At 71.3% G+C, this 25,649-nt stretch carries 13 protein-coding genes and 2 pseudogenes; 8 read left to right on the top strand and 7 right to left on the bottom strand.

Features of this window, described 5'->3' with window-relative positions; all coding sequences use genetic code 11:
- Positions 1-71: 71 nt before the first annotated feature.
- The 5 genes from valS to ACFVGY_RS02435 form a co-directional block, all read right to left on the bottom strand.
- Positions 72-2,624, bottom strand: coding sequence for a valine--tRNA ligase (gene valS / locus ACFVGY_RS02455; RefSeq protein WP_385669678.1), 2,553 nt, complete (start codon positions 2,622-2,624; stop codon positions 72-74).
- Between the two features lie 97 nt (positions 2,625-2,721).
- Positions 2,722-3,372: a protein-L-isoaspartate(D-aspartate) O-methyltransferase gene (locus ACFVGY_RS02450; protein ID WP_385669676.1), complete on the bottom strand. Its 651-nt coding sequence runs from the start codon at positions 3,370-3,372 to the stop codon at positions 2,722-2,724.
- Positions 3,373-3,375: 3 nt separating this feature from the next.
- Entirely contained in the window at positions 3,376-4,521 is a 1,146-nt protein-coding gene (locus ACFVGY_RS02445) for an ABC transporter substrate-binding protein (protein WP_385669673.1), read from the bottom strand.
- A 123-nt stretch (positions 4,522-4,644) separates the two neighbouring features.
- Entirely contained in the window at positions 4,645-7,479 is a 2,835-nt protein-coding gene (locus ACFVGY_RS02440; RefSeq protein WP_385669670.1) for a SpoIIE family protein phosphatase, read from the bottom strand.
- Between the two features lie 121 nt (positions 7,480-7,600).
- Positions 7,601-9,289, bottom strand: coding sequence for an SWIM zinc finger domain-containing protein (locus ACFVGY_RS02435; protein ID WP_385669667.1), 1,689 nt, complete (start codon positions 9,287-9,289; stop codon positions 7,601-7,603).
- A gap of 242 nt (positions 9,290-9,531) precedes the next feature.
- Between ACFVGY_RS02435 and ACFVGY_RS02430 the strand changes: the two genes are divergently transcribed.
- Together ACFVGY_RS02430 and ACFVGY_RS02425 are read left to right on the top strand one after the other, a co-directional pair.
- A complete protein-coding gene (locus ACFVGY_RS02430; RefSeq protein WP_385669664.1) occupies positions 9,532-9,897 on the top strand; it encodes a hypothetical protein in 366 nt (121 codons plus the stop codon).
- Positions 9,894-13,712 carry a WD40 repeat domain-containing protein gene (locus ACFVGY_RS02425; RefSeq protein WP_385669661.1) on the top strand — a complete coding sequence of 1,273 codons (3,819 nt, stop codon included), beginning with the start codon at positions 9,894-9,896 and terminating at the stop codon, positions 13,710-13,712. Before ACFVGY_RS02430 ends, ACFVGY_RS02425 begins: the two co-directional genes overlap by 4 nt.
- Before the next feature lie 51 nt (positions 13,713-13,763).
- Here the strand turns inward: ACFVGY_RS02425 and ACFVGY_RS02420 are convergent, their stop codons facing one another.
- On the bottom strand, positions 13,764-14,687 hold the full coding sequence (locus ACFVGY_RS02420) for an oxidoreductase (protein WP_385669659.1): 924 nt from the start codon (positions 14,685-14,687) through the stop codon (positions 13,764-13,766).
- A gap of 404 nt (positions 14,688-15,091) precedes the next feature.
- On the opposite strand from ACFVGY_RS02420, the gene ACFVGY_RS02415 reads away from it, so the two are divergent.
- The 5 genes and pseudogenes from ACFVGY_RS02415 to tgmB all read left to right on the top strand — a co-directional run.
- Positions 15,092-15,388, top strand: a complete 297-nt coding sequence (locus ACFVGY_RS02415; protein ID WP_385669656.1) for a hypothetical protein — start codon at positions 15,092-15,094, stop codon at positions 15,386-15,388.
- Between the two features lie 326 nt (positions 15,389-15,714).
- A complete protein-coding gene (locus ACFVGY_RS02410; RefSeq protein ID WP_385669653.1) occupies positions 15,715-18,630 on the top strand; it encodes a BTAD domain-containing putative transcriptional regulator in 2,916 nt (971 codons plus the stop codon).
- A 190-nt stretch (positions 18,631-18,820) separates the two neighbouring features.
- Positions 18,821-19,039 carry a hypothetical protein gene (locus ACFVGY_RS02405; RefSeq protein WP_385669650.1) on the top strand — a complete coding sequence of 73 codons (219 nt, stop codon included), beginning with the start codon at positions 18,821-18,823 and terminating at the stop codon, positions 19,037-19,039.
- A 70-nt stretch (positions 19,040-19,109) separates the two neighbouring features.
- Entirely contained in the window at positions 19,110-19,355 is a 246-nt protein-coding gene (tgmA, locus tag ACFVGY_RS02400) for a putative ATP-grasp-modified RiPP (RefSeq protein ID WP_385669647.1), read from the top strand.
- Positions 19,355-20,290, top strand: a pseudogene (gene tgmB, locus ACFVGY_RS02395) (ATP-grasp ribosomal peptide maturase); the annotation flags it as partial. The gene tgmA and the pseudogene tgmB, both read left to right, overlap by 1 nt.
- A 207-nt stretch (positions 20,291-20,497) precedes the next feature.
- On the opposite strand, the pseudogene ACFVGY_RS02390 reads toward tgmB, so the two are convergent.
- A pseudogene (locus ACFVGY_RS02390) lies at positions 20,498-20,695 on the bottom strand (hypothetical protein); the annotation flags it as partial.
- Positions 20,696-21,924: 1,229 nt separating this feature from the next.
- Here ACFVGY_RS02390 and ACFVGY_RS02385 point away from each other — a divergent pair.
- A complete protein-coding gene (locus ACFVGY_RS02385) occupies positions 21,925-25,533 on the top strand; it encodes a LamG domain-containing protein (RefSeq protein WP_385669645.1) in 3,609 nt (1,202 codons plus the stop codon).
- Positions 25,534-25,649 lie beyond the last annotated feature (116 nt).

The following is a 25,649-nucleotide window of genomic DNA, read 5'->3' as shown; positions in this document are numbered from 1 at the left end:
GGCGCGGTCAGCAGAACGGCGCTGCCGACCCCGTACGTGGGTCGGCAGCGCCGTTTTGGGTCCGAGCGCGGCTACATGGTGATCCCGTAGGTCAGCTGCTCGGTCCCGGCCACTGCGAGGTCCATCTCACCGATGTTTCCGGCGGACCGCACGTCCCCGCCGACCTGCCGGAGCGCGGCGAGCAGCGACGCCGGCCCGCGCACCGAGAGCCTGGCGACCTCGGCCCGCATGGAGACCTGGGCCGCGCTCTTGGACTTGCGGATCGCCGCGATCGCCTCCGCGGCGACGTCCAGGAGCAGGGGGTCCCCCTTCAGCGACTGCTCGCGCAGCTGCGTCCCGCCGGGCCACTGCGCCCGGTGCACCGAGCCCTCCTGCCACCAGCTCCACGCCTCCTCGGTGGCGAACGGCACGAACGGTGCGAGGAGCCGCAGCAGCACCGACAGCGCCGTCGACAGGGTCGCCCGTGCGGACGCGGCGCCTTCCTCGCCCCCGTCGCCGTAGGCGCGGCCCTTCACCAGCTCCACGTAGTCGTCGCAGAAGGCCCAGAAGGCCCGTTCGACCGTCTCCAGCGCCCGGGCGTAGTCGTACGCCTCGAACTGGTCCGTCGCCTCGTCCACCACGTCGGCGAGCCGGGCGAGCAGGGCCTGGTCCAGCGGATTGGTCACCGTCGCGCGCCGTTCGCTCGCGCCGAGCCCGAGGACGAACTTCGACACGTTGAGGATCTTGATGGCCAGCCGTCGGCCGATCTTCATCTGGCCGATCTCGAAGGCGGTGTCCGTCCCGGGCCGGGCGGACACGGCCCAGTACCGCACGGCGTCCGATCCGTGCTGCTCCAGCAGGTCCAGCGGAGTGACGACGTTCCCCTTCGACTTGGACATCTTCTTGCGGTCCGGGTCGAGGATCCAGCCGCTGATCGCGGCATGCGTCCAGGGGAGCGCGTCGTGTTCCAGCTCGGCGCGGGCGACCGTGGAGAACAGCCAGGTACGGATGATCTCGTGGGCCTGCGGGCGCAGGTCCATCGGGAAGACCCGCTCGAAGAGGTCGTCGTCGTGGCCCCAGCCGCCGGCGATCTGCGGGGTCAGGGAGGACGTCGCCCAGGTGTCCATCACGTCCGGGTCGCCGGTGAAGCCGCCGGGGACGTCCCGCTGGTCCGGGGCGTACCCGGGCGGGGTGTCGCTGCTGGGGTCCACCGGCAGGCACTCCACCGGCGGGACGATCAGCTCGTCGGTGGGGTTGCCTTCCGCGTCGAGCCCGTACCACACGGGCACGGGCACGCCGAAGTACCGCTGACGGCTGATCAGCCAGTCCCCGGCGAGCCCCTCCACCCAGGACTGGTACCGGGTGCGCATGCGTTCGGGGTGCCAGCTCAGCTCGGTGCCGCGGTCCAGCAGCTTCTGCCGCAGGGCCGCGTCGCGCCCGCCGTTGCGCAGGTACCACTGGCGGCTGGTGACGATTTCGAGGGGCTTGTCGCCCTTCTCGTAGAACTTGACCATGTGGTTGAAGGGTCGCGGCTCGCCGACCAGGCCGCCCTCGGCGCGCAGCATCTCGACGAGGCGCTCGCGGGCCGTGTGCGGGGTCGTCCCCGCGAGCCGGGCGTACGCGGCCTGCGCGGCCGCGGTCTCCAGCGCGGCCGGCGCCTCGCGGACGAAGCGGCCGTCCCGGCCGATCACCGAGCGGGTGGGGAGGTCGAGCTCGCGCCACCACACCACGTCGGTGGTGTCGCCGAAGGTGCAGATCATGGCGGCGCCGGTGCCCTTCTCCGGGTCGGCGAGGCGGTGGGCCACCACCGGGACCTCGACGTCGAAGACGGGCGTCCGCACCGTGGTGCCGAAGAACTTCCGGTAGCGGTCGTCGTCCGGATGCGCCACGACGGCGACGCAGGCGGGCAGCAGCTCGGGCCGCGTGGTGGCGATCTCCAGTGCCGGGCCGGCCTCCGCCTCGAACAGCAGGTGGTGGTAGGCGCTGGGGCGTTCGCGGTCCTCCAGCTCGGCCTGGGCGACGGCGGTCTGGAAGGTCACGTCCCACAGGGTGGGGGCCTCGGCCCGGTACGCCTCGCCGCGGGCGAGGTTGGCCAGGAAGGCGCGCTGGGAGACGGCACGGGCGCGGCTGTCGATGGTCTGGTACGTGTGGTTCCAGTCGACGGAGAGCCCCAGCCGGCGCCACAGGCCCTCGAAGACCTTCTCGTCCTCCACCGTGAGCCGCTCGCACAGCTCGATGAAGTTCCGGCGGGACACCGGGACCTGCTGCTTCCCCGGCGACGCGGGCGGCGTGAAATCGGGGTCGTACGGCAGGGCCGGGTCGCACCGGACACCGAAGTGGTTCTGCACCCGGCGCTCGGTCGGCAGGCCGTTGTCGTCCCAGCCCATCGGGTAGAAGACCGCTTTGCCGCGCATGCGGTGGAAACGGGCGAGCGCGTCCGTCTGGGTGTACGAGAACACGTGTCCGACGTGGAGGGAGCCGCTCACGGTGGGCGGGGGCGTGTCGATGGAGTACACCCGCTCCCGGGGTGCGGTGCGGTCGAATACGTATACGCCCTGCTCGTCCCAGGTCGGAGCCCATTTGGCCTCAAGGCCGTCGAGTGCGGGCTTCTCGGGCACGCCTTGGCGAGGAGATGCGTTCGTCATGACGATAGATGGTATCCGGCGGTGTGCGGCCGCAATGCCTTTGCCGGACCGAGCAGTTCGGGCCGCCGTTCGGGCCGCCGTTCGGGACGAACCGTGGTCAGCGCCGGTGCGGGTCGTAGCCGTGGGCGCCGTACAGCCGGACGAAGTAGGCCGCCGCGACCGTTGCCCGGTGCGCGAGGCCGTGGGCGCGCCGCTCGTACAGCTCGACCCGCTCGTGCCCGCCCGGGCCGATGGGCTGGACCAGCCGGCCACCGGTCCGCAGCTGTGCCACCAGCGGCTCCGGTACCTCCGGGAAGGCCGCGCAGACGATGACGGCGTCGTACGGAGCGCGGGCCGGCACCCCCAGGGTTCCGTCGCCGACGACGACCGCGGTGTTGTCGAGGCCCTGCCCGGCGAGCCGGCGGCGGGCCTCCCCGGCCAGGTCCGGCCAGCGCTCGACGCTGACGACGTACGCGGCGAGGCGGGCCAGCAGCGCGGTCTGCCAGCCGTAGCCGGTGCCGACTTCGAGGACGCGTTCGCCCCCCGTGAGACCGAGCGCGCACACCATGGCGGCGACCAGCGAGGGCTGGGTGGTCACCTGGTCGTGGGGGAGCGGTACGGGCGCGTCCCGGTACGCGGACGCCACGTGCTCGGCGGGGACGAACCCTGCCCGCGGGGTGACCCGAACGGCCTCCAGCAGCCGCTCGTCCCGCACCCCCGCGGCCCGCACTGCACGGACCAGGTCCTCGGCGGTCGGCTCGGATCCCACGGGTCAGCCCGAGACGGCCTTGGCCCAGTTGCGGTTGACGGTCTTCCTCGCCTTCTCCGTCTGCTTCTCCGTGGGGAACGTCGGCGTGCCCTCGACCGTCGGCAGTTTGTCCGCGGCGGCCACATCGAGGGTGCCGTCCTTCTCCATGGCTTCCATGAGGACGGGGCGCGCATAGGCGCCGAGCCGGATGTTCTGGCCCTCCGGGCTGAAGAGGTACTCCTGCCACAGCCGTGCCGCCGCGGGGTGCGGGGCGTCCTTGTTCACCCCGTTCGAGTAGTACTCGGCGAAGCTGCCGTCGAAGGGGATGGCGGTCCGCCAGTCGACGTCCGCGCCCTTCCTGCGGAATTCGTCGGCGTATCCGAGGTTGAGGAAGTCCCAGTCGATGCTGATCGGGGTCTGGCCCTTCTCGATCGTGGTCGGTGTGGATTCGACGGGGATGAGGTTGCCGTTCTTCCTGAGCTCGGCGAAGAAGTCGATGCCGGGCTGGATGTCGTCGAAGGAGCCCCCGTTCGCCAGGGCCGCCGCGTACACTCCGGCGAACGCGGAGCCGGATCTGGTGGGGTTCCCGTTGAGGGCGACCTGGCCCTTGTACTCGGGCTTGCGCAGATCGGCGAAGGTCGAGGGGCAGGTCCTGACGCGCTTGGCGTCGCAGCCGATCGAGATGTAGCCGCCGTAGTTGTTGTACCAGCGGGCCTTCGGATCCTTCTGTTCCTCGGGGATCTGGTCGTACGCGGCGACCTTGTAGGGAGCGAGCAGGCCGTGCCGGGCCGCGGACTCCGCGAACGAGCCCCCCACGTCGATCACGTCGGGGGCGCTGCCGTCGCGCCTGCGCTCCTTCAGGGCGTTGATCTCGTCCTGGCTGGTGCCCTCCGGGTTCTCCACCGCGACCTTGATCCCGTACTTCTTCTCGAAGCCGTCGAACAGTGCGCCGTAGTTGGCCCAGTCGCGCGGGTGCGCGATCGCGTGGAGCGTGCCCTCCTTCTTCGCTGCCGCCGTCAGTGCCGCCATGCCGCCGGCGTCCGCGGCGGAGGTGGCCTCCGCGGGCGTTCTGGGTACGGCCGCGGGCTCCTCTCCACAGGCGCCGAGGGGCGCCGCCACGAGGGCCAGGAAGGCGGCGACGGCGGCTTGCCGGAGGCGGGGTACGGGCACAAAGGCTCCCTCGACGGGCGGTCGCGTACCGATCAAGGCCAGCGTACGTTCGGCGGCCCCGGCACCGCAGTCCGAGCCGGTGGTGTCCGCCGCCTTCCCCCGGCCACCGCATCGGGGCCGTCCTCAGAGCGCCTCGTCGTCCCACCCGGCCAGGAGCGCCTCCCCCCGGTCCGCCCCGGACGGGGCGGCCCCGTCGTGCAGGGCCTGCTCGCTCCAAATGATCTTGCCGCGCGTGGTGTACCGGGTGCCCCAGCGCTCGGCGAACTGCGCGACGAGGAACAGGCCGCGGCCGCCCTCGTCGGTGTCCTCGGCCCGGCGCAGGTGCGGGGAGGTGCTGGAGCCGTCGGAGACCTCGCAGATCAGACTGCGGTCGTGTAGCAGTCTCACCCGGATGGGCTCGCTGCCGTAGCGGATGGCGTTGGTCATCAGCTCGCTGAGGATGAGCTCCGTGGTGAAGGCGATGTCCTCCAGGCCCCAGTCGGCCAGCCGGCGCGCACAGGCGTTGCGCACCGGGGACACCGCCGCGGGGTCGGGGGACACGTCCCACTCGGCGATCCGCGCGGGATCCAGCCGGCGGGTGCGGGCCACCAGCAGCGCGACGTCGTCGCTGGGCCGGGCGGGCAGCATCGCGTCGATCACCGCCGTGCAGGTCTCCTCCGGGGTGCGGGCGGGCCCGGACAGGGCGGCGCGCAGTGCCGCCAGGCCCGCGTCCGGATCGCGGTCGCGGCTCTCGATCAGCCCGTCGGTGAAGAGCGCCAGCAGGGACCCCTCGGGGACGGTGAGCGCCGAGGTCTCCACGGGCATGCCCGCGCCGAGGCCCAGCGGCGGGGAGACCGGCACCTCGGGGTAGGACACGGTGCCGTCGGGCCGGACCAGAGCGGGACCCGGATGGCCGGCGGTGGCGGCCGTCACCTGGCCCGAGACGGGGTCGTAGACGGCGCACAGGCAGGTGGCTCCGGTGATCCCCTGCCACTCCTGCTCGTCGGCGTCGATGTGCGTGACCAGCTCGTCCAGGTGGCTCAGGAGCTCGTCCGGGGGCAGGTCGAGGGTGGAGAAGTTGTACACGGCCGTACGCAGCCGGCCCATGGTGGCGGCGGCGTGCAGCCCGTGGCCGACGACGTCGCCGACGACCAGCGCCACCCGGGTGCCGGGCAGCGGGATGACGTCGAACCAGTCACCGCCCACACCGGCCTGGGCGGCCAGATAGCGGTGCGCGACCTCGACGGCGGACTGCTCCGGTACGCCCCGGGGCAGCAGGCTGCGCTGCAGGGTGACGGCCATGGTGTGCTCGCGGGTGTAGCGGCGGGCGTTGTCGACGGACACGGCCGCCCGAGCGGTCAGCTCCTCGGCGAAGGACACGTCCTCCTCGTCGAACGGCGGAGAGTCCTGCCCCCGCCAGTAGCCGGCCATGCCCAGCACCACCCCCCGGGCGCGCAGGGGCACGGCGATCAGGGAGTGGATCCCGCGGTCCAGGATCAGCCGGGCGTTGGCCGGGTCCTGGGTCCGCCAGCCGCGGGCGGCGCGCAGGTCCGCCTCCAGGACGGCACGGCCGCCGATCAGTCCGGCGGCCATGGGACTGTCGGGAGCGAACCGGATCAGCTTGCCGACGGGGTACAGCGGGTGGTCGCCCTGCAGTCCGACGGCGGCGGTGCGGCGCATCTCGGTGCTCGCTTCGGGCGGCTCCTCCCCGCGCAGCACCGGGTCCAGCAGGTCGACCGTGACCACGTCGGCGAACCGCGGGGCCGCCACCTCGGCCAGCTCTTCCGCGGTGCGCTCCACGTTCAGCGTCGTGCCCACCCCCACCCCCGCGTCGTAGAGCAGCTTCAGCCGCTCGCGGGCCACCTCGGCCCGGCCGGAGAGGGCCATCAGCTCGGTGGTGTCGCGCAGCGTGACCACGGTCCCGGCCTGCCCGTAGGGGGCGGTGGGCCGGATGTTCACCGCCAGGAGCCGATCGGCGGCCATGTGCACCTCGTCGGTCGCGGAACGGCCCGAGGCGATCGGCTCGGCGATCCCCTCCTCCAGACCCAGCTCCGCGACGGGGCGCCCTTCCGCATCGTCCGGCAGGTCCAGCAGCCGCCGCGCCTCGTCATTGGCGAGCAGCAGCCGTCCGCCGCCGCCGACGATCAGCACGCCCTCCCGGACCGCGTGCAGCACCGCGTCGTGGTGCTCGTACATCCTCGTCATCTCGGCCGGTCCCAGGCCGTGGGTCCGGCGCAGCAGCCGACGGCTCACCAGGGCGGTTCCGCCCGCGGACAGGGCGAGCACCACGGCTGCGCTGCCGAGGACGACGGGCAGCTGCCGGTTCACCATGCTCTGCACGTTCTGGACCGTGACCGGGGAGGAGACGATGGCGATGACGCGGCCGGTGGGGTCCTTGACCGGGACCACCGAGACCACGGACTGCCCCAAGGACCCTTCGAACGTCTCGGTGAAGGACCTGCCGGCCACCGCCTTGGAGAAGGGGCCGACGACGTGCTTCCCGATCTGCTTCGGGTTGCTGTGGGTGAGGGTGACCCCGTCGAGCGTGTACACGTTGATGCCGTCGACCCCGGCGATCTTCCGTGCCGCCTCCGCGCTCGGCTGCAGCAACGCGCTCGGATGGTCGCTGCGCAGGGCCGCGACGATTCCCGGGGATTCCGCGAACGTTCCGGCGGCGGCGAGCGTACGGTGCCGGGCGTCCAGCATGGCGGCGCTCCGGGCCTGCACCACGAGCGCCACCACGGCGGCGACGACGAGCAGCACCACCACGCCCAGCTGCAGGAGGAACACCTCCCCGGCCACGCTGCGCGCGCTCAGCAGGGAGGACAGACGCTGCGGCCGCGGCACCCTGCCCTCGGAGGGCCGCGCGTGCTCCTGGTGTTCCCGGGGGCGTTCTGAGCGGGGACGCCGAGGGTGGGACGAGGGACCCGTGGTCGAGCCGAGCAGCCGCCGCCGGAAGAGTCCCAGGAAGTTGCTCATAGTCCATTTTCTAACCGAGATGGCGCCGTCGGCAGCGGGGAGCAGGTGTCACCGACCGGTGGCGTTCCGTGCACGGTCCCGAAAGCCAGGCGCCGACAGGCCGACAGGCCGGGTGAGACGGTCAGAGCCCGTGCTGGTCGAGAACGGCCATCAGCTTCCGCTTGCGTTTCTGGTCGGCGCGCAGGGCGGCCAGGTAGGTGGCGAACTCGGTTTCGGAGCCCAGCGCGCGATGGCAGGCGCGGGCGCTGAGCAGGAGTTCCGTGAGGCGTTCGTACGTACCGTCACCGGTCTGCTTGCGGAGCGGCTCGATCGACCGCAGGTAGACGGTCAGCGCGTCGGCCGGTTGCCGGTCGCGGATCCGGTCGGCCAGGGCCAGCCATTGCCGCTGGTCGGCGTGGCCGTCGGTGGCGGCCTGCCAGGCGGCCTGGAGGTCGTCGTCGTCCAGGAGCGCGTCGACCAGCACGGAGCCGTCGTACCGGCGTCCCTTCGGGGGCTGGGCGACGGCCCGCAGTACCGCCAGGGCGTCCGCGCGTCCGGTGCCGTCCCAGGTTCCGGCTGCACGGGCTGCCGTACGCAGATCCCGGTAGGCGGCCAGCGAAGGGCGGGTGTGCAACAGGTCCCGGCGGACCGCTGTGACGTCGGCCAGGCGGCCGGCCCGCTGGTAGCGCTCGCAGAGGAAGGCGACCAGGTCGCTGTCCGGTCCCCACTCGGAGACGTTCTCCCGCAGGCCCCGCTCCGCCCATTCCAGGGCCTCGCCGGAGCGGCCCGCCGCCTCCAGCTCCCTCGCGATCACCAGGTGGGTGTGGCCGTTGGGGGCGAGGTCCGACGCGTGGACCTCGACCAGTGCGTCCACGTCGTCGCCGGCGGCCTTCAGGAGGCGCGCCATGAGGTGCTTCTCCGCCCATCCCTTCGGGTTGGCCCGCCGGGCGGCGATGACCAGTGCGCGCGCCCGGGCCAGGCCGGGGCCGCCGAGTACCTTCCGGTAGTCGAAGAGGTCGATGTCGGCGGCGTCGTTCACCTCGTCCAGCAGGTACGGCACCAGCCACTCGGCGGTCTCCACCGGGTCGGGCCGGGCCGTACGGCAGGCTTCGAGGTGGGCCTCGGCCAGCCCGCTGGCCACGCCCCCGATCAGGCCGTCCGAGTCGTCGATCTCCTCGTACGCGCGCCCCAGGACCTGGAGCGCCTCGCGGGCCACCTCCACCGCGACGGCCGACCGACCGCTCGCCGTCAGCGCGCGCAGTGCGGTGACGGCCTCCGCCGCCTGTCGGCCGTAGGCGCGGGCGTCGGCGTACTCGACGTAGCCGTAGCGGGCGAAGGGACGGGTGTCGAGGAGGCTCAGGACGCGCTCCCGCACGATGCCGCTGTCCGTGCTGGCGGCGGCCGCACGCAACTCCAGGCGCCGCCGCAGGCCACGGTCATCGGAGAGTTGCTCCCGCACCAGAGCGAGAAGCTCCTCCCTGCTCCGGGACTCCAGCCAGCCGTCCAGGACCCGGGTGCGAGAGGCGGCGGCCGACCGCTGACGCGGTACGGAATCGGCCCGCCTCAGGACGGTCAGCCCGACCGCCACACAGTGCTTGCAGAAGTTGCCCTCCTGGCCGTAGGGGCAGTCGCACCAGCCGGTGAGCCCGCTGTCCGCGTCCTCGGTCAGCTCCACCTCGTAGGCGCCGGTTCCGTCGACGGTGGCGGTGATCGCACCGTCACCGATCTCCAGTCGTGAGACCGCGGCCAGATAGCCGAGCCCCCGCTCGAAGGAGCGTGCCCCCGCCAGCCGGCGCAGGTCTTCCTCGGTGAAACCAAGAGCAAGAGTCACGGCACCCATTCAACCGGACGCGAACCCTTCACCACCGCACGTGGGCGAAGCCCAACTTCGGCGATCCCGAGCCGAGTTTCTCGATGGCGGAACCTGTGGGCCGTACGGGTCCGCATCCGGCTGAAGCGTCTGGAAAGCCCCCCGACATGCCCCAACTGACCATATTGGCACAGAAGAGCATAATAGGGTGCATGGCGATGGATGCGATCGTAGCGTCTGCGGCCACTGCCATGGTGGGGGCGATGACCACCGACGCATGGCAGCAGGCACGGACGGCCGTCGTTGCCTGGTGGCGCCGTATCCGCCCGCATCAGGCGGACCGGATCGACGCGGCACTCGCAGATTCCCGGGAACACCTGCTGACGGCCGGCCCTGCGCAGGACGTGGAATCGTCCCTCGTCGCGGCCTGGGAGGCCCGGTTGACCGCACTGCTGTGGGAGGACGCCGCGTTGGTGGAGGAGCTGCGGCGGCTGGTCGAGGACGAGATCGCCCCGCTCTTGGCCCACGAGGCCGGCCCCCGCACCGGGAGCCAGGAATTCCGGGCCGAGGCATCCGGACACGGTCGGGTGTACCAGGCCGGGCGCGACCAGAACATCTCCGGGCCATGAGCCCCGCTGACGGACGGTCAGGGCGCGGAGAGGAGATCCGCCTTGAGGCCCACGCATCGGACCGGGCCAGGATCTACCAGGCGCGCCGGGACCTGTACCTGTCGGAACGGGACCTCCACCTGCACTACGAGGACGGAGTGCGCACGGCCCGTCGAGTGCTGACCGGCGCGGCTTCCCAGGAGTGCCCGTACCCGGGCCTGGCCGCCTTCAGCGCAGAGCAGGCCCAGTGGTTCTTCGGCCGGGACGCACTGGTCGCCAAGCTGCTCGTCCGGTTGGACGCGAGCCTCGTCGTCGCACCCTCCGGGGCCGGGAAGTCGTCGCTGCTGCGAGCGGGACTCCTCCCGGAGATCGCACGGGGTGCCCTGCCGGGTTCGACGCGCTGGCCCTGCTTGTGGCTGACACCCACTGCGCATCCGATGACGGCCCTCAACGCCCGCCTGTCGGAGGTGGTGTGCGGGAACAGGGGAGCCCCGGGTCATGCACCGGACGCCCCGGCGATGCGGCCCGCCTCGCTGCGCCGCGCGCTGGCAGCAGACGGCAGCAGGACCGGCCCGGAACGCCACGTGCTGGTGGTCGTCGACCAGTTGGAGGAACTGTTCACGCTGTGCACCGACGAGGGGGAGCGGCGGCAGTTCCTGGACGCCGTACTGGCCATCGCGTCCCTGGGCACGGACGGCGAACCGGCGGTCGGCTCGGTCGTCTTGGGCCTGCGCTCGGACTTCTACACCCAATGTGCCGCCCATCCCGGGCTCCTCGACGCCGTGGAGCGCAACCAGGTGATGGTGGGACCGCTGTCCCGGGCGGGAGTGCGGGAAGCGATCCTCCACCCCGCACGCTCGGTCGGGCTGGACATCGAACCGGGCCTCGTACAGGTCCTGTTGCGTGACCTCGGACCGCCGGGGCCGGGTGACGCACCCCCGGGGGCGGATGACGCCGGCGCCTACGAGATCGGGCGGCTTCCCCTCCTCGCCCATGCGTTGAGGTCCACCTGGTTGCGCCGGGCGGGCCACGTCCTCACCGTGGACGGCTACGAGTCCACCGGCGGCATCGCGCACAGCGTGACGGACGAAGCGGACCGCTGCTTCGACCGGCTGCATCCGCAGGCCCGGCAGACGGCGCAGTCCGTGTTCCTGCGGCTGGTCAAATTCGGCGACGGCACCGAGGACACGCGTCGCCCGGTGCGGTACGCCGAACTGCTGGGCCACGGGGCACGGTCCGACGAAGCCGCCGAAGTCATCGAGACGTTCACCCGGGGACGGCTGCTGACCCGTGACAAGGACACGGTCACCATCACCCACGAGGTGCTGCTGCGGGCCTGGCCGCGCCTGCGGCAGTGGATCGAGGCCCACCGCGCCCGGTACGTGGTCCGCCAGCGGCTGGAGGAGGCCGCCACCGCCTGGCAGGAGGCCGGCCGCGACCCGGGGCTGCTGTACCGGAGCGGCAGACTGGACGAGGCCTGCGCGCTGGCCGACGACGAGGTCACGGACGCACCGGGACCAGTCGTGTCCGAGTTCTTGGCCGCCTCGGTACGACAGCGGCTCCACGCCCGCCGGATCCGGCAGGGGGTCATCGCCGGACTGACCGCGCTGGCCGTGATCGCCGCTGCCTCCGCAGTCATCGCGATCCTGCAGCGCAGCACGGCACAGCACGAACGCAACACCGCGATCCTCGGCCGGATCCGGGCCGAGGCCAACCAGGTGCGCGCCACTGACGCATCACTGGCCTCCCAGCTGGATCTGGTGGCGCACCGGATGTCGCCAGCGGAGTCGACGGAAACCAATCTCCTCAGCGCCCAGAACGTGCCGCTGGCCACCGTGCTGACCGATCACGCCGATCGGGTGAACGCCGTGGACTTCAGCCCGGACGGACGCGTTCTGGCCAGCGCGGACAGCGACGGCACGATCCGCCTGTGGAGCATCGCCGCGAATGGCCCGGCCCCGCTGGGCGCCCCGCTGCGCGGTCCTCGGGGCGCGATACGGGCACTCGCCTTCAGCCCCGGGGGACACCTCCTGGCCGGCACCGGCGACGACGGCACGGTCCGCCTCTGGGACGTACGCGATCCCCTCCACCCGGCGGTCCGCGGGATCCCCGCCCGCGGCGGTACCGGCACCCTGAAGACGGTCGCCTTCAGTCCGGACGGACACACCCTGGCCGCAGCGGGCCGGGCCGGCCGCATCCACCTGTGGGACACCACCGACCCCGAGCACCCCCAGCCCTTCACCGAGCCGTTCGCCGGCTCCGACGGCGAGGTGAACGGGGTCGCGTTCAGCCCGGACGGCAAGCTGCTGGCATCCGGCGGCAGCGATGCGACCGTGCGGTTGTGGAAGGTGGCGGACCGGCGGCATCCCTCGGCCCTCGGCCGGGCGCCGGACAAGATCTCCTACCAGGCCGGGGTCCCCGGCCACGTCCGGGGGCTCGCCTTCAGCCCCGACGGCCGCACACTGGCCGCGGCCGGGAGCGACCAGAAGGCCCATCTGTGGGACGTCACGAAGCCCGCCCGGCCGACCCCGCTCGCCGGCCGGTCCAGCAACAACATCGTCAATGCCGTCGCCTTCTCCCGCCACGGGAACCTCATGGCCTACGGCGGGGACGACAACAGCATCCAGCTCGACAACGTGACGGCTCCGGCCGACGTCTGGCGACTCACCCCACCGCTGAAGGGCCACAGCGGACACGTGCTGGCAGTGGCCCTCCACCCGAAGGGCACCATGCTGGCCAGTGCGGGAGCAGATCACACCGTCCGGCTCTGGACGATCCCGCGCACGATCCTCACCGGACACACCGGTTACGTCGACACCGTGGCCGTGCGTCCCGACGGACATCTACTCGCCTCCGGTTCCGAGGACAACACCGTCCGTCTGTGGGACGTCGAGGACCCGGCTGATCCCCGCCCGGTCAGCGCCTCGATCCGGGGCCGCACACCGTACGTCAACTGGGCCGCCTTCAGCCCCGACGGGAAAGCGCTGGCCGTCGCGGCCGGACGGCACATCCAGCTGTGGAACGTCACCGTACCGGCCAGGCCCGAGCCGCTGAGCCAGCCGCTCGAAGGCTCGGGGGAGAACTTCCTGATCGTCGCGTTCGCCCCGGACGGGCGCACCTTGGCAGGCGGCAACGGCGACGGGAAGGTCCGGCTGTGGGACGTCTCCGATCCGTCGCACCCCGCACCCCTCGGAGCGCCGTTGGACGACCGCGGAGCCCTGATCACGCGCCTGGCCATCAGTGCGGACGGCCGCACGCTCGCCACCGCGGCGGAGGACGGCACGTTCCGCCTGTGGGACATCTCGAAGCCCGCGCACCCCAGTGCGCTGGGCACACCACGGCGCGCCAGTGCGGACCCGCTCACCTCAGTTGCCTTCAGCCCGGACGGTCGTACCCTCGCCACCACCGGCGGCGACAGCAAGATCAGACTGTGGGACCTCACCAGCCGCACCCACCCCACGCCGGCGGGCCCGGCCCTGACCGGCCACACCGACACCGTCTACACCCTCGCCTTCAGCCCGGACGGGCACACCCTGGCCAGCGGAAGCTTCGACGCGACCCTCCGCCTCTGGGACGTTCGCGACCGGGGCCGCGCGCGGGCTCACGGACTGCCGGTGACCGGCATCATCAGTTACGTCAACGCGGTGGCGTTCTCCCCGAACGGGCGCTTCCTCTTCCTCGGCGTCGGGGAGCACGCGGTGCGCATCCTGCCGCTGTCGCCCCGGACCGCCGCCGACCACGTGTGCCGGGCGACCGCGAACGTGCTGACACCCGCGCTGTGGCGCACGTACATCCCACAACTGCCGTTCCACCCGCCGTGCCCCGGCCGGCAGTGACCGGGGCCGCCACCGCAAGGTCGTAGCCGGTCGCCGCCTCCCACCGGGGGTTCAGCCGTGCGTGCCCGGTGAGGTCGTGGGGCCGACCGGCCCGTCGAGGACGGCCAACTCCTCCTCGGTCAGGCGCAGGCTTCCGGCGGCGAGGTTCTCTGCGAGGTGCGCCGGGTTCCTGGTGCCGGGAATGGCCAGCACGTGCGGACCGCGGTGGAGGGTCCAGGCGAGCCGTACCTGGGCCGGCGTGGCGTCGTGGGCGCGGGCGACGGAGCGGACACGCGCGTCGTGCTCCTGGCCCGCGGCTGCCTCGCGCCGCAGGCCGGAGACGGCGAAGTACGGCACGAAGGCGATGCCCTGCGCCCGGCATAGGTCCACCAGCCCGGTCTCGTCGGCGTGGCGCCAGTCCAGGCCGTAGGAGTTCTGCACGCAGACCACGGGCGCGATCGGCAGGGCTTCGACCACCTGCTCGGGACGGATGTTCGACAGTCCGAGGTGCCGGATCAGGCCCGCCTGGCGCAGCTCGGCGAGGGCGCCGAAGTGCTCGGTGACCGAGGCCGTACCGGGGCCGGCGCAACGCAGGTTCACCACGTCCAGGTGGTCCCGGCCGAGCTGGCGCAGGTTCTCCTCGACCTGGCCGCGCAACTGGTCCGGGCGCACCATGGCGAGCCACTCGCCGGAGGGGTCGCGTCCCGGGCCGACCTTGGTCACCACCACCACGTCGCGGTACCGGCGGGAGAGGGCCCGGTTGATGAGCTCGTTCGCGGACCGCAGGGGCGAGAAGTAGAAGGAGGCCGTGTCGATGTGGTTGACACCCTGCTCGAACGCGCTGTGCAGCAGATCGACGGCGGCGTCGCGGTCGATCGGCGTGCCGTCGGAGTTCCCCATCACGCCGTTGCCCGTCAGCCGCATGGCCCCGTAGCCGATGCGATTCACCTCCAGGTCCCCGAGCTTCCAGGTCCCTGCTGCCGCTGCTGCGCTCACCGTGCTCCTCTGCCCGTCGGTTCGTCAGGACGTGCAGTATGGGCCGGTCGCCGCGGGCTGCGACAGACCGGCAGGCGGGGCGAAACGTCACATGCAGATCGGGAACTACCCTTGCCGCGCAGCCGTTGGACCTGTCGAGAGCACGTTCGGGCAGGTCCCGTACGACGGCCGATACCAACCCGGGCCTGATCGAGCGAGGAAGAACGGCGGCCGGCCAGCGCCTCCCCATCAACCTGATGGCCTACCGCCGTGCGCCGCCGCCAGGGGCCGCTCACCGATCCGGCAGCCCGGCGGGGGCGCTGCCCGGAGCGCCTGCTCCTGCCGGTGGCCAGGCGGAAACGTCCCCGTGGGCCTACGGTGGTCAAGGGAGGTAAGGGCCGATTCCCCCTCGTGAGGAGGCCGGTATGGAGGAGCGCTTCGTCTGGGTGACAACGCGCCGCATCAAGCTCGGCACCCTGGAGGAGTTCGAGCGGGCCTGGCGCCCGGGTTCCCGCCCGGACGGCCTGCGGCGCGCGTACGCGTACTGGTCCGAGGACGGGCAGGAGATCACCGGCGTGTCACTCTGGGACTCCAGGCAGGCGTGTGACGCGTGGCGGTCCTCGGACGCGGAGAAACGGCGGCGTGAGGTCATGGCCCCGTACGTCGTCGAGGAGCGGGAAAGCTTCTACCGTGGAGGCGAACTCAGCATTCCCACGGGGTGACCACCACCACGGCCTCCTGGTCGTTCCAGCGGGGGCGCCCGCCAGCTGGGCGGGGGTTCCGCGCCACTGCGCCTCGTCCTCGCCGGCATCGAGGAGGAGGCGCAGTGCACGGCCCAGGTTGAAGACCGTGGTGCGGATGTCGGCGAGCGAGCCGCGGCAGTGGCCTGCTGCGGGGGCCCGGCGCCCTGCTCGGAAGGCATGGCGCGTGGCACTGCTTGATCGAGGGCATCGGCGCACCCTCAAGGGAGTCCCGTGCCTCTGTCGCTCGGCTGCCGCATGAAGTCCGGCCCCTGTGAGCGGGGGAACGCGGCCCTATACTCCCCACCGTGCCATCCAACGGGTACTCGTCGACGCACAGCAGTCCGCTCCGGTTCGCCGTGCTCGGTCCGCTCCAGGCCTGGCGCGGCGACGTGCGGCTGGACCTCGGTCCGGTGCGCCAACAGGCCTTGCTGACGGCGCTGCTGCTGCGGCCGGGCACCACCGTCAGCCGGCAGCAGCTGCTCGACGATGTATGGGGCCCGGAGCCGCCGGGCACCGGTGCCAAGGTCATCCCGGTCTATGTGCACCAGTTGCGCCGGCGTCTGGCCCCGGAAGCAGGAAGTACCTCCGGGTCCGTGATCGTGACCGACCGGGGTGGCTACCGCTGGGATGCACGAAGCGTCCGGACGGACGCGGCCCGACTGAGGGAGATCGTCGAAGAGGCCCACAGCGCGCGGGATTCCGGTGATCCGGCCGCCGCGGTGAGTGCGTGGTCCGCCGCTTTGGATCTGTTCCACGGTGAACCCCTGTCGGCGCTCCCCGGGCCGTTCGCCGAGGCGGAGCGTCTACGGCTGTCGGAGTACAGGCTCGTGCTCGTGCGGGACAAGGTGGAGTGCCAGCTGCGGCTGGGCCGGCACGCCGAGGTCGTCGCGGAGCTCTTCGCTCTGTCCGCGACGCACCCCCACAACGAGTCCGTGGCCGCCCTGTTGATGCGCGCCCTCTACGCCGCCAACCGGCAAGCCGATGCACTGTCCGTCTTCGCCAAGGTGCGCCGCCGTCTGGTGGAGGAACAGGGAGCGGAGCCGGGCGGTGAACTGCGGCGGGTGCACGAGGCAGTGCTGCGCGCTGATGAAGTTCTCCTCGTCGGCGCACCCCCGCCAGCAAGCCGATCGACAGACCGGCGGCCGCCGGCCGCGCGCCCCCGTCGGCGCCTGCGGGACGAACTACCGGTCGGCGTCAGCGGTTTTACCGGACGAAACCACGAGCTGGACGCGCTCCTCGCGCCGATGGACGAGCAGGCGGTGACAGTCCGTGCGGTGGACGGCATGGCCGGAGTCGGCAAGACCGCACTCGTGGTGCGCGCCGCGCGGGCGGTACGCGACCGTTTTCCGGACGGCTGCTTGTTCGTCGGCCTCAACGGTCACCGGCCGGGACGGGAACCAGCTGTGCCGGAGCGCGCGCTGCGCCGACTGCTGCGGGCGGTCGGCACCCTCACGGAAGGCGACGACGATCCCTCGGGCGACGTCGAGGGCCTGGCGGCGTCCTGGAGAGCGGCCACCGCCTACCTCCGGCTCATCGTCGTGGTCGATGACGCACGCGCCGCACAACAGGTGCGCCCACTGCTGCCCGCCGGTCCGGGCAGCCTCGTGCTGGTGACCAGCCGCCGGCGGCTGACCGGGCTCGACGTCGATCGCAGGATTTCGCTGGCGCCGTTGGAGACGGACGAGGCGGAGGCCTTGCTGACCGGTGTCGTCAGCGGCACGGGGTCCGATCCGGAGCGTGCCGCGGTGCGCGAACTGGCCCGCCTGTGCGACCGGCTGCCGCTGGCTCTGCGGGTCGTCGGGGCTCGGATGCAGAGCCGCCCGCTGTGGGCGCTGGAGCGCATGGTGGTCCGGCTGGCCGACGACGAGCACCGTCTCGCCGAACTCGCGGTCGAGGACCGCAGTGTGGAGGCGGCCTTCCAGGTCTCCTACGATCAGCTTCCCGACGCGCAGGGTCGGGCGTTTCGCGTACTGGGCCTCTCGCCCACCGTGAGTTTCGACCGGCTGACCCTGGCCGCCCTGCTCGGCCTGACCCCGTCCGCCGCCGAGCGCGTCCTGGAGAGCCTGGTCGAGGCGAGTCTCGTCCAGGAGGCCGTCACGGGACGCTACCGCCTGCACGACCTGGTCGCGGTCTACGCCCGGCGCGTCGCCGCCGCGCACCCCGCAGAAGTCGCCGCGGCGCGGGCCGGGGTCTTCCGGCTCTACGTGGCCGCCGCCCGCCGTGCGAGCGACTGGGGCCCCGTCGCGTTCCCGACCGGCCCGAGGGCCGACACGGCGCCCTTCGCCCACGGGGAGGAGGCGACGGCATGGCTGGATGCGGCGGGCGGCGAACTGGTCGACGTGGTCGCCCAGGCGGCGGCCGTGGGCCACGTGGACGACGCCGGCTGGCTCGCCGAGGGATTGTGCGACTACTTCACCCGGCAGGGCCGCTACCACGAGTGCCGGGCCGCCGTCGAGATCGTGCTGCCGCTCACGGAGCAGCTCACCGACCAGCGCATGGTCTCCCAACTGCGCACCTGCATGGGCATCGCGTACGGGCTGCAGGGGCACTACGGGCAGGCGCGCCGCTGGCTGGGCGAAGCGCTTCGGATCAGCCGCCGCACCGGAGATGTCCTCGAGCAGGCACGGGCTCTGGGTTCCCTCGGCATTTTCGCGAACGCGGCAGGGGAGCCGACCGAGGCCGTTGCGCTCCTGGCCGAGTCCGCTGACCTGTCCCGGGCGGTGGAGGACGACTGGCTCACCGTGATGTACCTGGCCAATGTGGGCGCCGTCCACCATCAGGTCGGGGAGATGGACAAGGCGCAGGACTGCTACGCGGCAGCGGTCGGTCTCGCCGAGAGGATCGGCAGGCCCCGGATCCTGAGCAAGACGCTCTTCCGTATGGGTACGCTCCAGCTGGACCGCGGGCACCACGTGCAGGCCGCCGACGCGCTGACCAGGGCAGCCGAACTCGCCGAGCGCGTGGGGGACACCCCCCTCTTCGCTGCGGTTCTCGGCAGACTCGCCGCCGCAGAGGAGTGCCTGGGCAACCCGGCCGGAGCGGCCCGCTTCCACGCCGAGGCACGCGCGGCGGTCGGCGGACGGCCCGGCGCCGGACTGAAGGCCGAGATCCGTAACCGGTTGGGCTGGCCCCAGGCCGTGACGGAGGACCTCGTCCAGGCGCGCGACCGGTTCGAACGGGCCGTCGCCCGCTCCCGCACCGCATCCGGTGAACCCGCGTAAGCCCGCGTCCGTCACAGACCGCTGTTCCGTATCCCCCTGCCGCACCGCTGCCGCCGCATCCTGGCCGACGAACCGGGATTTCATCCGCATTTCAACGCCCCTTGCCAGCATGGACTCATCGCTCACTGTGTGAGCCGCGCCTGCATCCACAACGAAGAGGACCCACATGGGGCTGTTACATGCCTGGCGTATGCAGAAACTCGTTTCGGACGCCAGAACCGCCTATGGCAGAGGCGACGTGCATTTCGTCGCCGGGTTCGACATCGACAGCCGCGCCAGGGTGTCCATGAAGGCGATCCGCAAGGAGATCGACAAGATCATCGCGGCCGTGGAGCCGATCGGCTGGGAGTGCGTCAGCGTACAGCCGTTCCTCGCGTCGGTTGAGATCGACTTCATGCGCCGAGAGTGAGCACGAACCCGGAGACCTCCCCTACGGAGGAAGCGAGTCCCCGAACAGTCGGAAGCGAAGGAGACGAACGATGACAACGCGAGACGCCGGCGCACCCTGGGGCATCACCCGCATGGCACCGTATGCCGAGACGCGGCCGGTTCCCCTGCTCACCGCGGTGATCGACCCGGAGACCCAGATCGCCGTCGTGATCGACGAACACGGCCGAGCGGTCGAGCTCCACCACCAGACGGGCAGCGGCACGTCGAGCTCCACGAGTACCAGCTGCGCCGACAGCTATGACTCGGACAGTTCGTCGGACTCCGACCACGACTGATGACGACCCACCCGATCGGGCCGGTGCTGGTGCTGACCAGCCTCCACGACGTGACCGCTGACGTGGTCCTGCGCATCCTCGCGGAACACCAGGTCCCGGTGGTCCGTCTCGACCCCGGCACAGACCTGCACACAGGTGCCGCGCTCACCGCCACGTACCGTACCGGTGGTCAACGCGGTACCTTGCGCACGCCGACCCGCGAGCTCGACCTCACCGAGGTGCGCTCCGTCTGGACACGCCGTCCCTCCCCCTACGAGGGGCCGCCCGAACTGGGCGGCCAGGAGCGCCGGTTCGCTGCCTCTCAATCCCTGTGGGGCGTCGGCGGCATCCTGGCGTCGCTTCCCGGAGCCCACTACGTCAACCACCCGTGGAGCAACCGGGCGGCCGAGTACAAGCCGGCCCAGCTGGCCACCGCACAGCGCAGCGGCCTGTCCGTCCCGTCCACGCTGATCACCAACGACCACGAACATGCCCGCGAGTTCGCCGCCCAGCACTCCGGTGCCGTGGTCTACAAGCCGTTGTGGAACACGCCCTACGCGATCGACGGCAGGGCACAACAGGTATGGGTTCGCGAAGTGCGCCCGCACGAGATCACGCCCGCCGTGGCCGCCTGCCCGCATCTGTTCCAGGCCAAGGTGGAGAAGGCGTTCGACGTACGACTCACAGCTGTCGGCAGCCGGGCGTTCGCGGTCCGCATCCACAGTCCGGACCTGGACTGGCGGCAACGGCAGTCCCTCATGGAGTGCACGCCGATCGCAGTCCCCGCCCGGATCGCGCGGTCGGTGTCCGCGTACCTCGACACCTTCCGGCTGGTCTTCGGCGCCTTCGACTTCGCCGTCACGCCCGCCGGCGACTGGTACTTCCTCGAGTGCAACCCCAACGGACAGTGGGCGTGGCAACCCGACCCGGTGACCGACTCGATCGGCCATGCCATCGCCGACGAACTGCGAAGGGCCTTGGAGCATGAGCCGGCCCGTGCCGACAACGGTGCGGAGGCGCACCCCCGGCAGCCAGGGCTGCTCCCGCCGTGGACGTCGAGCGGAGATCAGCCACCGGTCACCGTGCAGGAGTACGGCGACGTTCCGGAGCCGCTGTACACCTCGACGTCCATGGAGCAGGTGCGCGTCCCCGGAGGTTCTCTGGGGACCGTCCCCTGCGGGGAGCGGAGCACGGGTGATCTCGCTGGGGCCGAAGGCGCGGAAAGGCGGGCCCCAGAAGCCGGTGCCGAGGTGGGCGCGGTGGCCTGCCAGGCCGGTGACGTCGTCCACGCCGGCGACCACGAGGGTGTCGCCTCCGCGTTCGAGCAGCAGGTGGCGGTTGCGGAGCGGCTCCCGGCCCATGCGGCGGTGTTCGGCCGTGCCGTCCGCGACAGCTGACCGAACATGCGGATCGTTGTACGCTGCCGGGACCGCCCTTGACCTGCAACGAGCAGGCAGGGAGCAGACAAATCGGGAGTTTCCTCGTGTTTCGAACCATGTTCAAGTCCTACATCTGATATCTGGACGTTTCCGCAGGTCATAGCCGTTCTGTCGGGGTCCAGGTCAGCAGATGGTCAGCATCGGTCCCGATCATGTCCCGCCGTTGCTGACCTCGGTGACGGCAGTGGGTGAATGTCGGTGGCCTCCCGCCCTGCACCGGAGACTTGGCCCTTGCCCTGATGGTCACAGCAGGGTCTTGGTGTACGGGTGGTAGGGCACCTGGCTTGAGACCTTGGTCCGCCGGCCACGTTTTGGGTGCTTCCCTCGGACTTCAGCCACGGCGCGCGAGCTTCCACCGCCCAAGCAGGCCGGTGTCACGGCGTGAACCAGGTCGACACAGGGACGGCTTCTTCGGGGCGGCTTGGTCGGAGATGGGGCAAGGGGCGTGGGGAGCGGCGTCGCTGTCGTCGGTGAGGCACCTGGGACGGGCCGGCAGGTCTCCGCCGCTCCGTTTGGGTTCCTGAGCTGGCGCGCAGCTCGCGTTCATCCCGGGAACCTGCCTGTCGAGCGCAAGTGCCAGCGGCGACCTCCGAAGGGTGTAGCTCGTCTGGAGGGAAGGGCTGAGCTGGGAGAACGCTGTTTGGGGTGATGGCACCGCGGTCGGGTCTCCACCGTGGGGGTGGAGGAGGCGACGCCCCCGATCCCCTGGGGCACCGTGGCCTGCCTCCGGGCCGATGGGGTCGTGCCCCATACCCGGACCGCTCGGGTCCGATTGGATACGGACTCGACTCCGGCTCAGGGCTCTGTCCATATTCCGCCGAAATTCGAGCCAGACTTTCCTGACTTACTGTCACGGATAAACGGAGGGCGTGATGCCCATTTGGCCGATTCCGGCATTCAGTATCGCAAGGCGTGCCACCCTCTGTCCCGTTTGCGACCTGGGTGGGTTCCCGTCAGTCTGAGATGCGCCAACTGGATTTCCTTGTCTCACTGTTGAAGTGCCACCTACGTTTACGCCTTGAATATCTGGATCACGGGTTGGCGTGGCAGCGGGGATACCTGCGCCATGCGGGTGATGGGGGATCATGTCTGCAATCAGGGGTCGGCGGCTTTGGCGTGCCGTAGCGACCGCCCTGGGCGCGGTAGTCGTCGTGGGTGTCTCGCCCGGGTACGCGCCGACGGCTGCCGCTGCCGCGACGGTCCAGGCGCCGGCGAGCGAGAGCGAGAAGGCACTCAAAGCCGCGGCCGAGTCCGGCAAGCCCGTCGAAGTGCTGGGCGAGCGCACCGAGTCCACGACGACGTACGCGAATCCGGACGGCAAGTCCTTCCGCCTGGACACCTCGGCCGTTCCGGTCCGGGTCAAGGCGAAGGACGGCGCCGGCTGGGTCGCGCCCGACGCCACGCTGGAGGTCCGCCCGGACGGCACCGTGGGCCCGAAGGCCGCCGTGGCCTCGGTCGGTTTCTCGGGCGGCGGCGATTCGAGCCTGGTCACCATCGAGCACGGCGGACGGTCGATGTCCCTGGGCTGGCAGGGCGGCAAGCTGCCCAAGCCGGTGCTCGACGGTGACAGCGCCGTGTACCAGGAGGTGCTGCCCGGGGTCGATCTGCGGATGACGGCGACCTTGAAGGGATTCCGCGAGGTCCTCGTGGTCAAGACGCCGGAGGCGGCGAAGAACCCGAAGCTCCAGCGCGTCGAGTTCGACCTCGAGGCGAAGGACGTCCGGCTCAACTCCGCCAAGGACGGCGGACTGTCCGCCACGGACGCCAACGGCACGCCGGTGTTCAAGGCGCCCCCGGCCCTGATGTGGGACTCGAAGGGCGTGTCCACCGCGCCGGCCATGTCGCCGAAGGAGAAGGTGGCCGCGCCCAAGAGCGAGGGCGGCACGCTGCCCAAGGCGCCCGTCGGCGCGGAGCCCGGCAGCCGTCCCACCGACGGTCCGGCCCTCGGCTCCGGGGCGGCGAACATGCCCGTCCAGGTCGACGCCGACTCGCTGGCCGTCGTACCGGACTCCTCGCTGCTGAAGCAGAGCGACCCCGCGGCCTTCCCCCTGTACATCGACCCCTCCGTCGCCCTCGACGACGGCACCGAGCACACCGCGCTCCGCAACGACGGCGTCTCCTTCTGGAACTGGGACAACGGCAGCGACGGCCAGGGCAGGGGCATGGGCAAGTGCGGCTCCTGGAACGGCTACTACTGCGGTCCGGGCTACGTACAGCGACTTTACTTCGAGTTCTCGCCGAGCAAGCTGGCGGGCAAGGAAGTCCTGACCGCCCGCTTCCGCGTCACCGAGCCGTGGGCCTTCCAGTGCGAGCTGCGCAATGTCTGGCTGGTCCGCATGGACGGGGAGATCTCCCCCTCGACGACCTGGGACAACAAGCCCAACTACGCCGACCTCATGGGCGACCGCTGGCTGTCGGCAGGCCGCGGCTCCGCATGCGATCCCAACTCGCCCGCCGCACCCGTCGAATTCTCGGACAACCTTCCTGACGAGCCGGACGAGAACCTCACCCCCACCGTCCGTGACTTCGCCAACGGCCGCTACAACCGTCTGAACCTGGAGCTGAGGGCGGAGGACGAATCGGACACGGCAGCGTGGAAGCGCTTCCGCAACGACGCGGTCCTGTCCGTCGACTACATCGGCAAGCCCAACACCCCCATCTACGTCGGCCTGGTCACGGGCACGGGGGAGATCTGCTCGAACGACCCGGCCAAGCCGTCGATCGTCTCCGACCCGACGCCAGCCATGACCGCGATCACCGAGACCGTGTGGGGCGGCGAGTCCGGCGCCCAGCTGCGGATCCTCATACAGACCGAGAAGAAGGAGACCAACGGCACCTGGACCCCGGTCAAGGCCAACGCGGCCGATGCCGACTACGTCAATCGGCCGTCCTCGGGATTCGTGGGGGACAACGTCAAGGTCACCAGTGACCCGCCCGCCACGCTGACGGACGGCGCCCAGTACCGCTTCCGGACCTGGACCCGGTCGTACGCGGACGGCAACGAACGAACCAGCGCTCCCAGTGCGGACTGCTACTTCAAGGTCGACTCCAGTGCACCCAAGGCCCCGACGGTCACCTTCGGAGCGCCGTACAGCCAGTGCACCAGCACCGCTTGCACGGCGGCCGGCAAGCCCGGCCAGGCGGGTCAGTTCACCTTCGCTCCGGCGAGCGGCGACACCGTCACGGCATTCCAGTACAAGCTGTCCACCGACACCACGTGGACCGAGATCGCCGGCTCGAACCCGACCGTCTCGATCACTCCGCCGCTGTCGGGGACGATGAAGCTGAGCGTGAAGGCCAAGGACTCCGTGGGCCGCTGGGGCGCGACGGAGATCGTCGACTTCGTGGTCAAGGAGGGCCCCGACCCGATCGGCTACTGGACCTTCGACGAGGCCTCCGGCCAGGCCATCGACACGTCGACCACCGACCCGGCGCTCAGGAACAACATGTACCTCGCCGCCGGGACCCAGCGCCCCGAGACCGGCCGAAGGGGCTGGGTGCAGACGCCCGCCCCGCACGAGGACCGCGCGCTCCAGCTGACGAACGGCCAGTACGCGAACAGCGCCAAGCCGGTGTTCGACACGCGTGGCTCCTTCACCGTGGCCGGCTGGGTCCGCCTGGACCGTACGGACGGCACCTTCTCGATGCTGGGCCAGGGCGGCAAGAACTTCAGCGGTGTCGCCATCACCGCCGCCGCCGGCCAGCCGTGGTCGATGCAGATGGCCACGGACGACACGGCGGGCGGTACCGGTGCGATCAGCCGGCTGAGCGGTCTGAACCCGGCGCAGGCCGGGGTGTGGACGCATGTCGCCGCCACGTACAACGAGTCCACCGACCTCGCGAAGCTGTACGTCAACGGGCAGCTCCAGGGCCAGATGACCGTCACCAACCCCATCGCCTCCACCGGAGTCATGGGAATCGGCGCCGCCAAGCAGTCCGCTGCCTGGTCGGAGCAGCTCCCGGGCCGGATCGACGAGGTCAAGGTCTGGCAGGACGAGAAGAGCGCCGTCGAGGTCAAGCAGGACTCCTCGCTCTTCGACCCGGCGACCGGCAAGCCCCACGTCGACCTGGCCGGAGCCTGGGACCTCACCACGGCCGGCCCCGCCTACGCCGACACGTCCGGCAGCGGCCGCGCCCTGACCGCGACCGCCGGTACGCCCGTCACGGGCGGCGCCCTGGTCCTGAACGGCTCCACCCAGGCGGCCACCGCCGCGGGTCCGGTCGTCGACGACATGGGTTCGTTCACGGTGACGGCGGAGGCCAAGCTTGACAACGCAGCCCTGCTCGGCAAGCCGAACGGCTACAAGGCCCAGGTCATCGGCCAGCGCACCGCCATCGGTTCCTCCTGGGGCCTGTGGTTCGAGAAGACCGGCACCCGTCAGGAGCCGGACGAGCAGGACCGGACCAAGATGGTGAGCTTCGTCGAGGGCATGTGGCACTTCGGTCGGCTCACGGCCGACGGCACCGGTACCTCGGTGGTCAGCGACAGCCTGGCCGCGCTCAACGCGGGCGTCCAGGTGACTGGTGTCCACAACGCCCAGGACGGCACCATCACCCTCTACGTGGGCGCGGTCGGCCAGGCCCAGCCCAAGGCCTACACGGCCACCGTCGGCAGCGGCGAGCTCGCCGTCGGCAAGGGCTTCACCAACAGCGCGTGGGGCAACTTCCTGCCCGGCGAGATCAAGGGCATGCGCCTGTGGACCGGCGCGATGAAGGACGCCGCGCAGGTCTCGAGCGTCGTCTTCGGCGCCACCGGCTGACGGCCCCGAACCCAGTCACCGATGTGCCGTGGGGGCCCCCCCGGGGGGCGGCCGCCCGGGACGCACCACCCCTACCGCTGCGGTGATAAACAATTATCGTGTAGGCCCGAGAGAGA

The organism is Streptomyces sp. NPDC127106, assembly GCF_042677605.1.
In the GTDB taxonomy this organism is placed as follows: Bacteria; Actinomycetota; Actinomycetes; order Streptomycetales; family Streptomycetaceae; genus Streptomyces.
Note: the sequence above shows the minus strand (reverse complement) of the source record. Positions and strands in the feature narration are given on the sequence as shown.

Excerpts from the sequence above, each read along its gene's own strand:
- ACFVGY_RS02440 (WP_385669670.1), bottom strand. The coding sequence starts at position 7,479 with ATGAGCAACTTCCTGGGACTCTTCCGGCGGCGGCTGCTCGGCTCGACC.
- ACFVGY_RS02405 (WP_385669650.1), top strand. The coding sequence starts at position 18,821 with ATGCAGAAACTCGTTTCGGACGCCAGAACCGCCTATGGCAGAGGCGAC.
- ACFVGY_RS02430 (WP_385669664.1), top strand. The coding sequence starts at position 9,532 with ATGACCACCGACGCATGGCAGCAGGCACGGACGGCCGTCGTTGCCTGG.
- tgmA (WP_385669647.1), top strand. The coding sequence starts at position 19,110 with ATGACAACGCGAGACGCCGGCGCACCCTGGGGCATCACCCGCATGGCA.
- ACFVGY_RS02415 (WP_385669656.1), top strand. The coding sequence starts at position 15,092 with ATGGAGGAGCGCTTCGTCTGGGTGACAACGCGCCGCATCAAGCTCGGC.
- ACFVGY_RS02425 (WP_385669661.1), top strand. The coding sequence starts at position 9,894 with ATGAGCCCCGCTGACGGACGGTCAGGGCGCGGAGAGGAGATCCGCCTT.
- valS (WP_385669678.1), bottom strand. The coding sequence starts at position 2,624 with ATGACGAACGCATCTCCTCGCCAAGGCGTGCCCGAGAAGCCCGCACTC.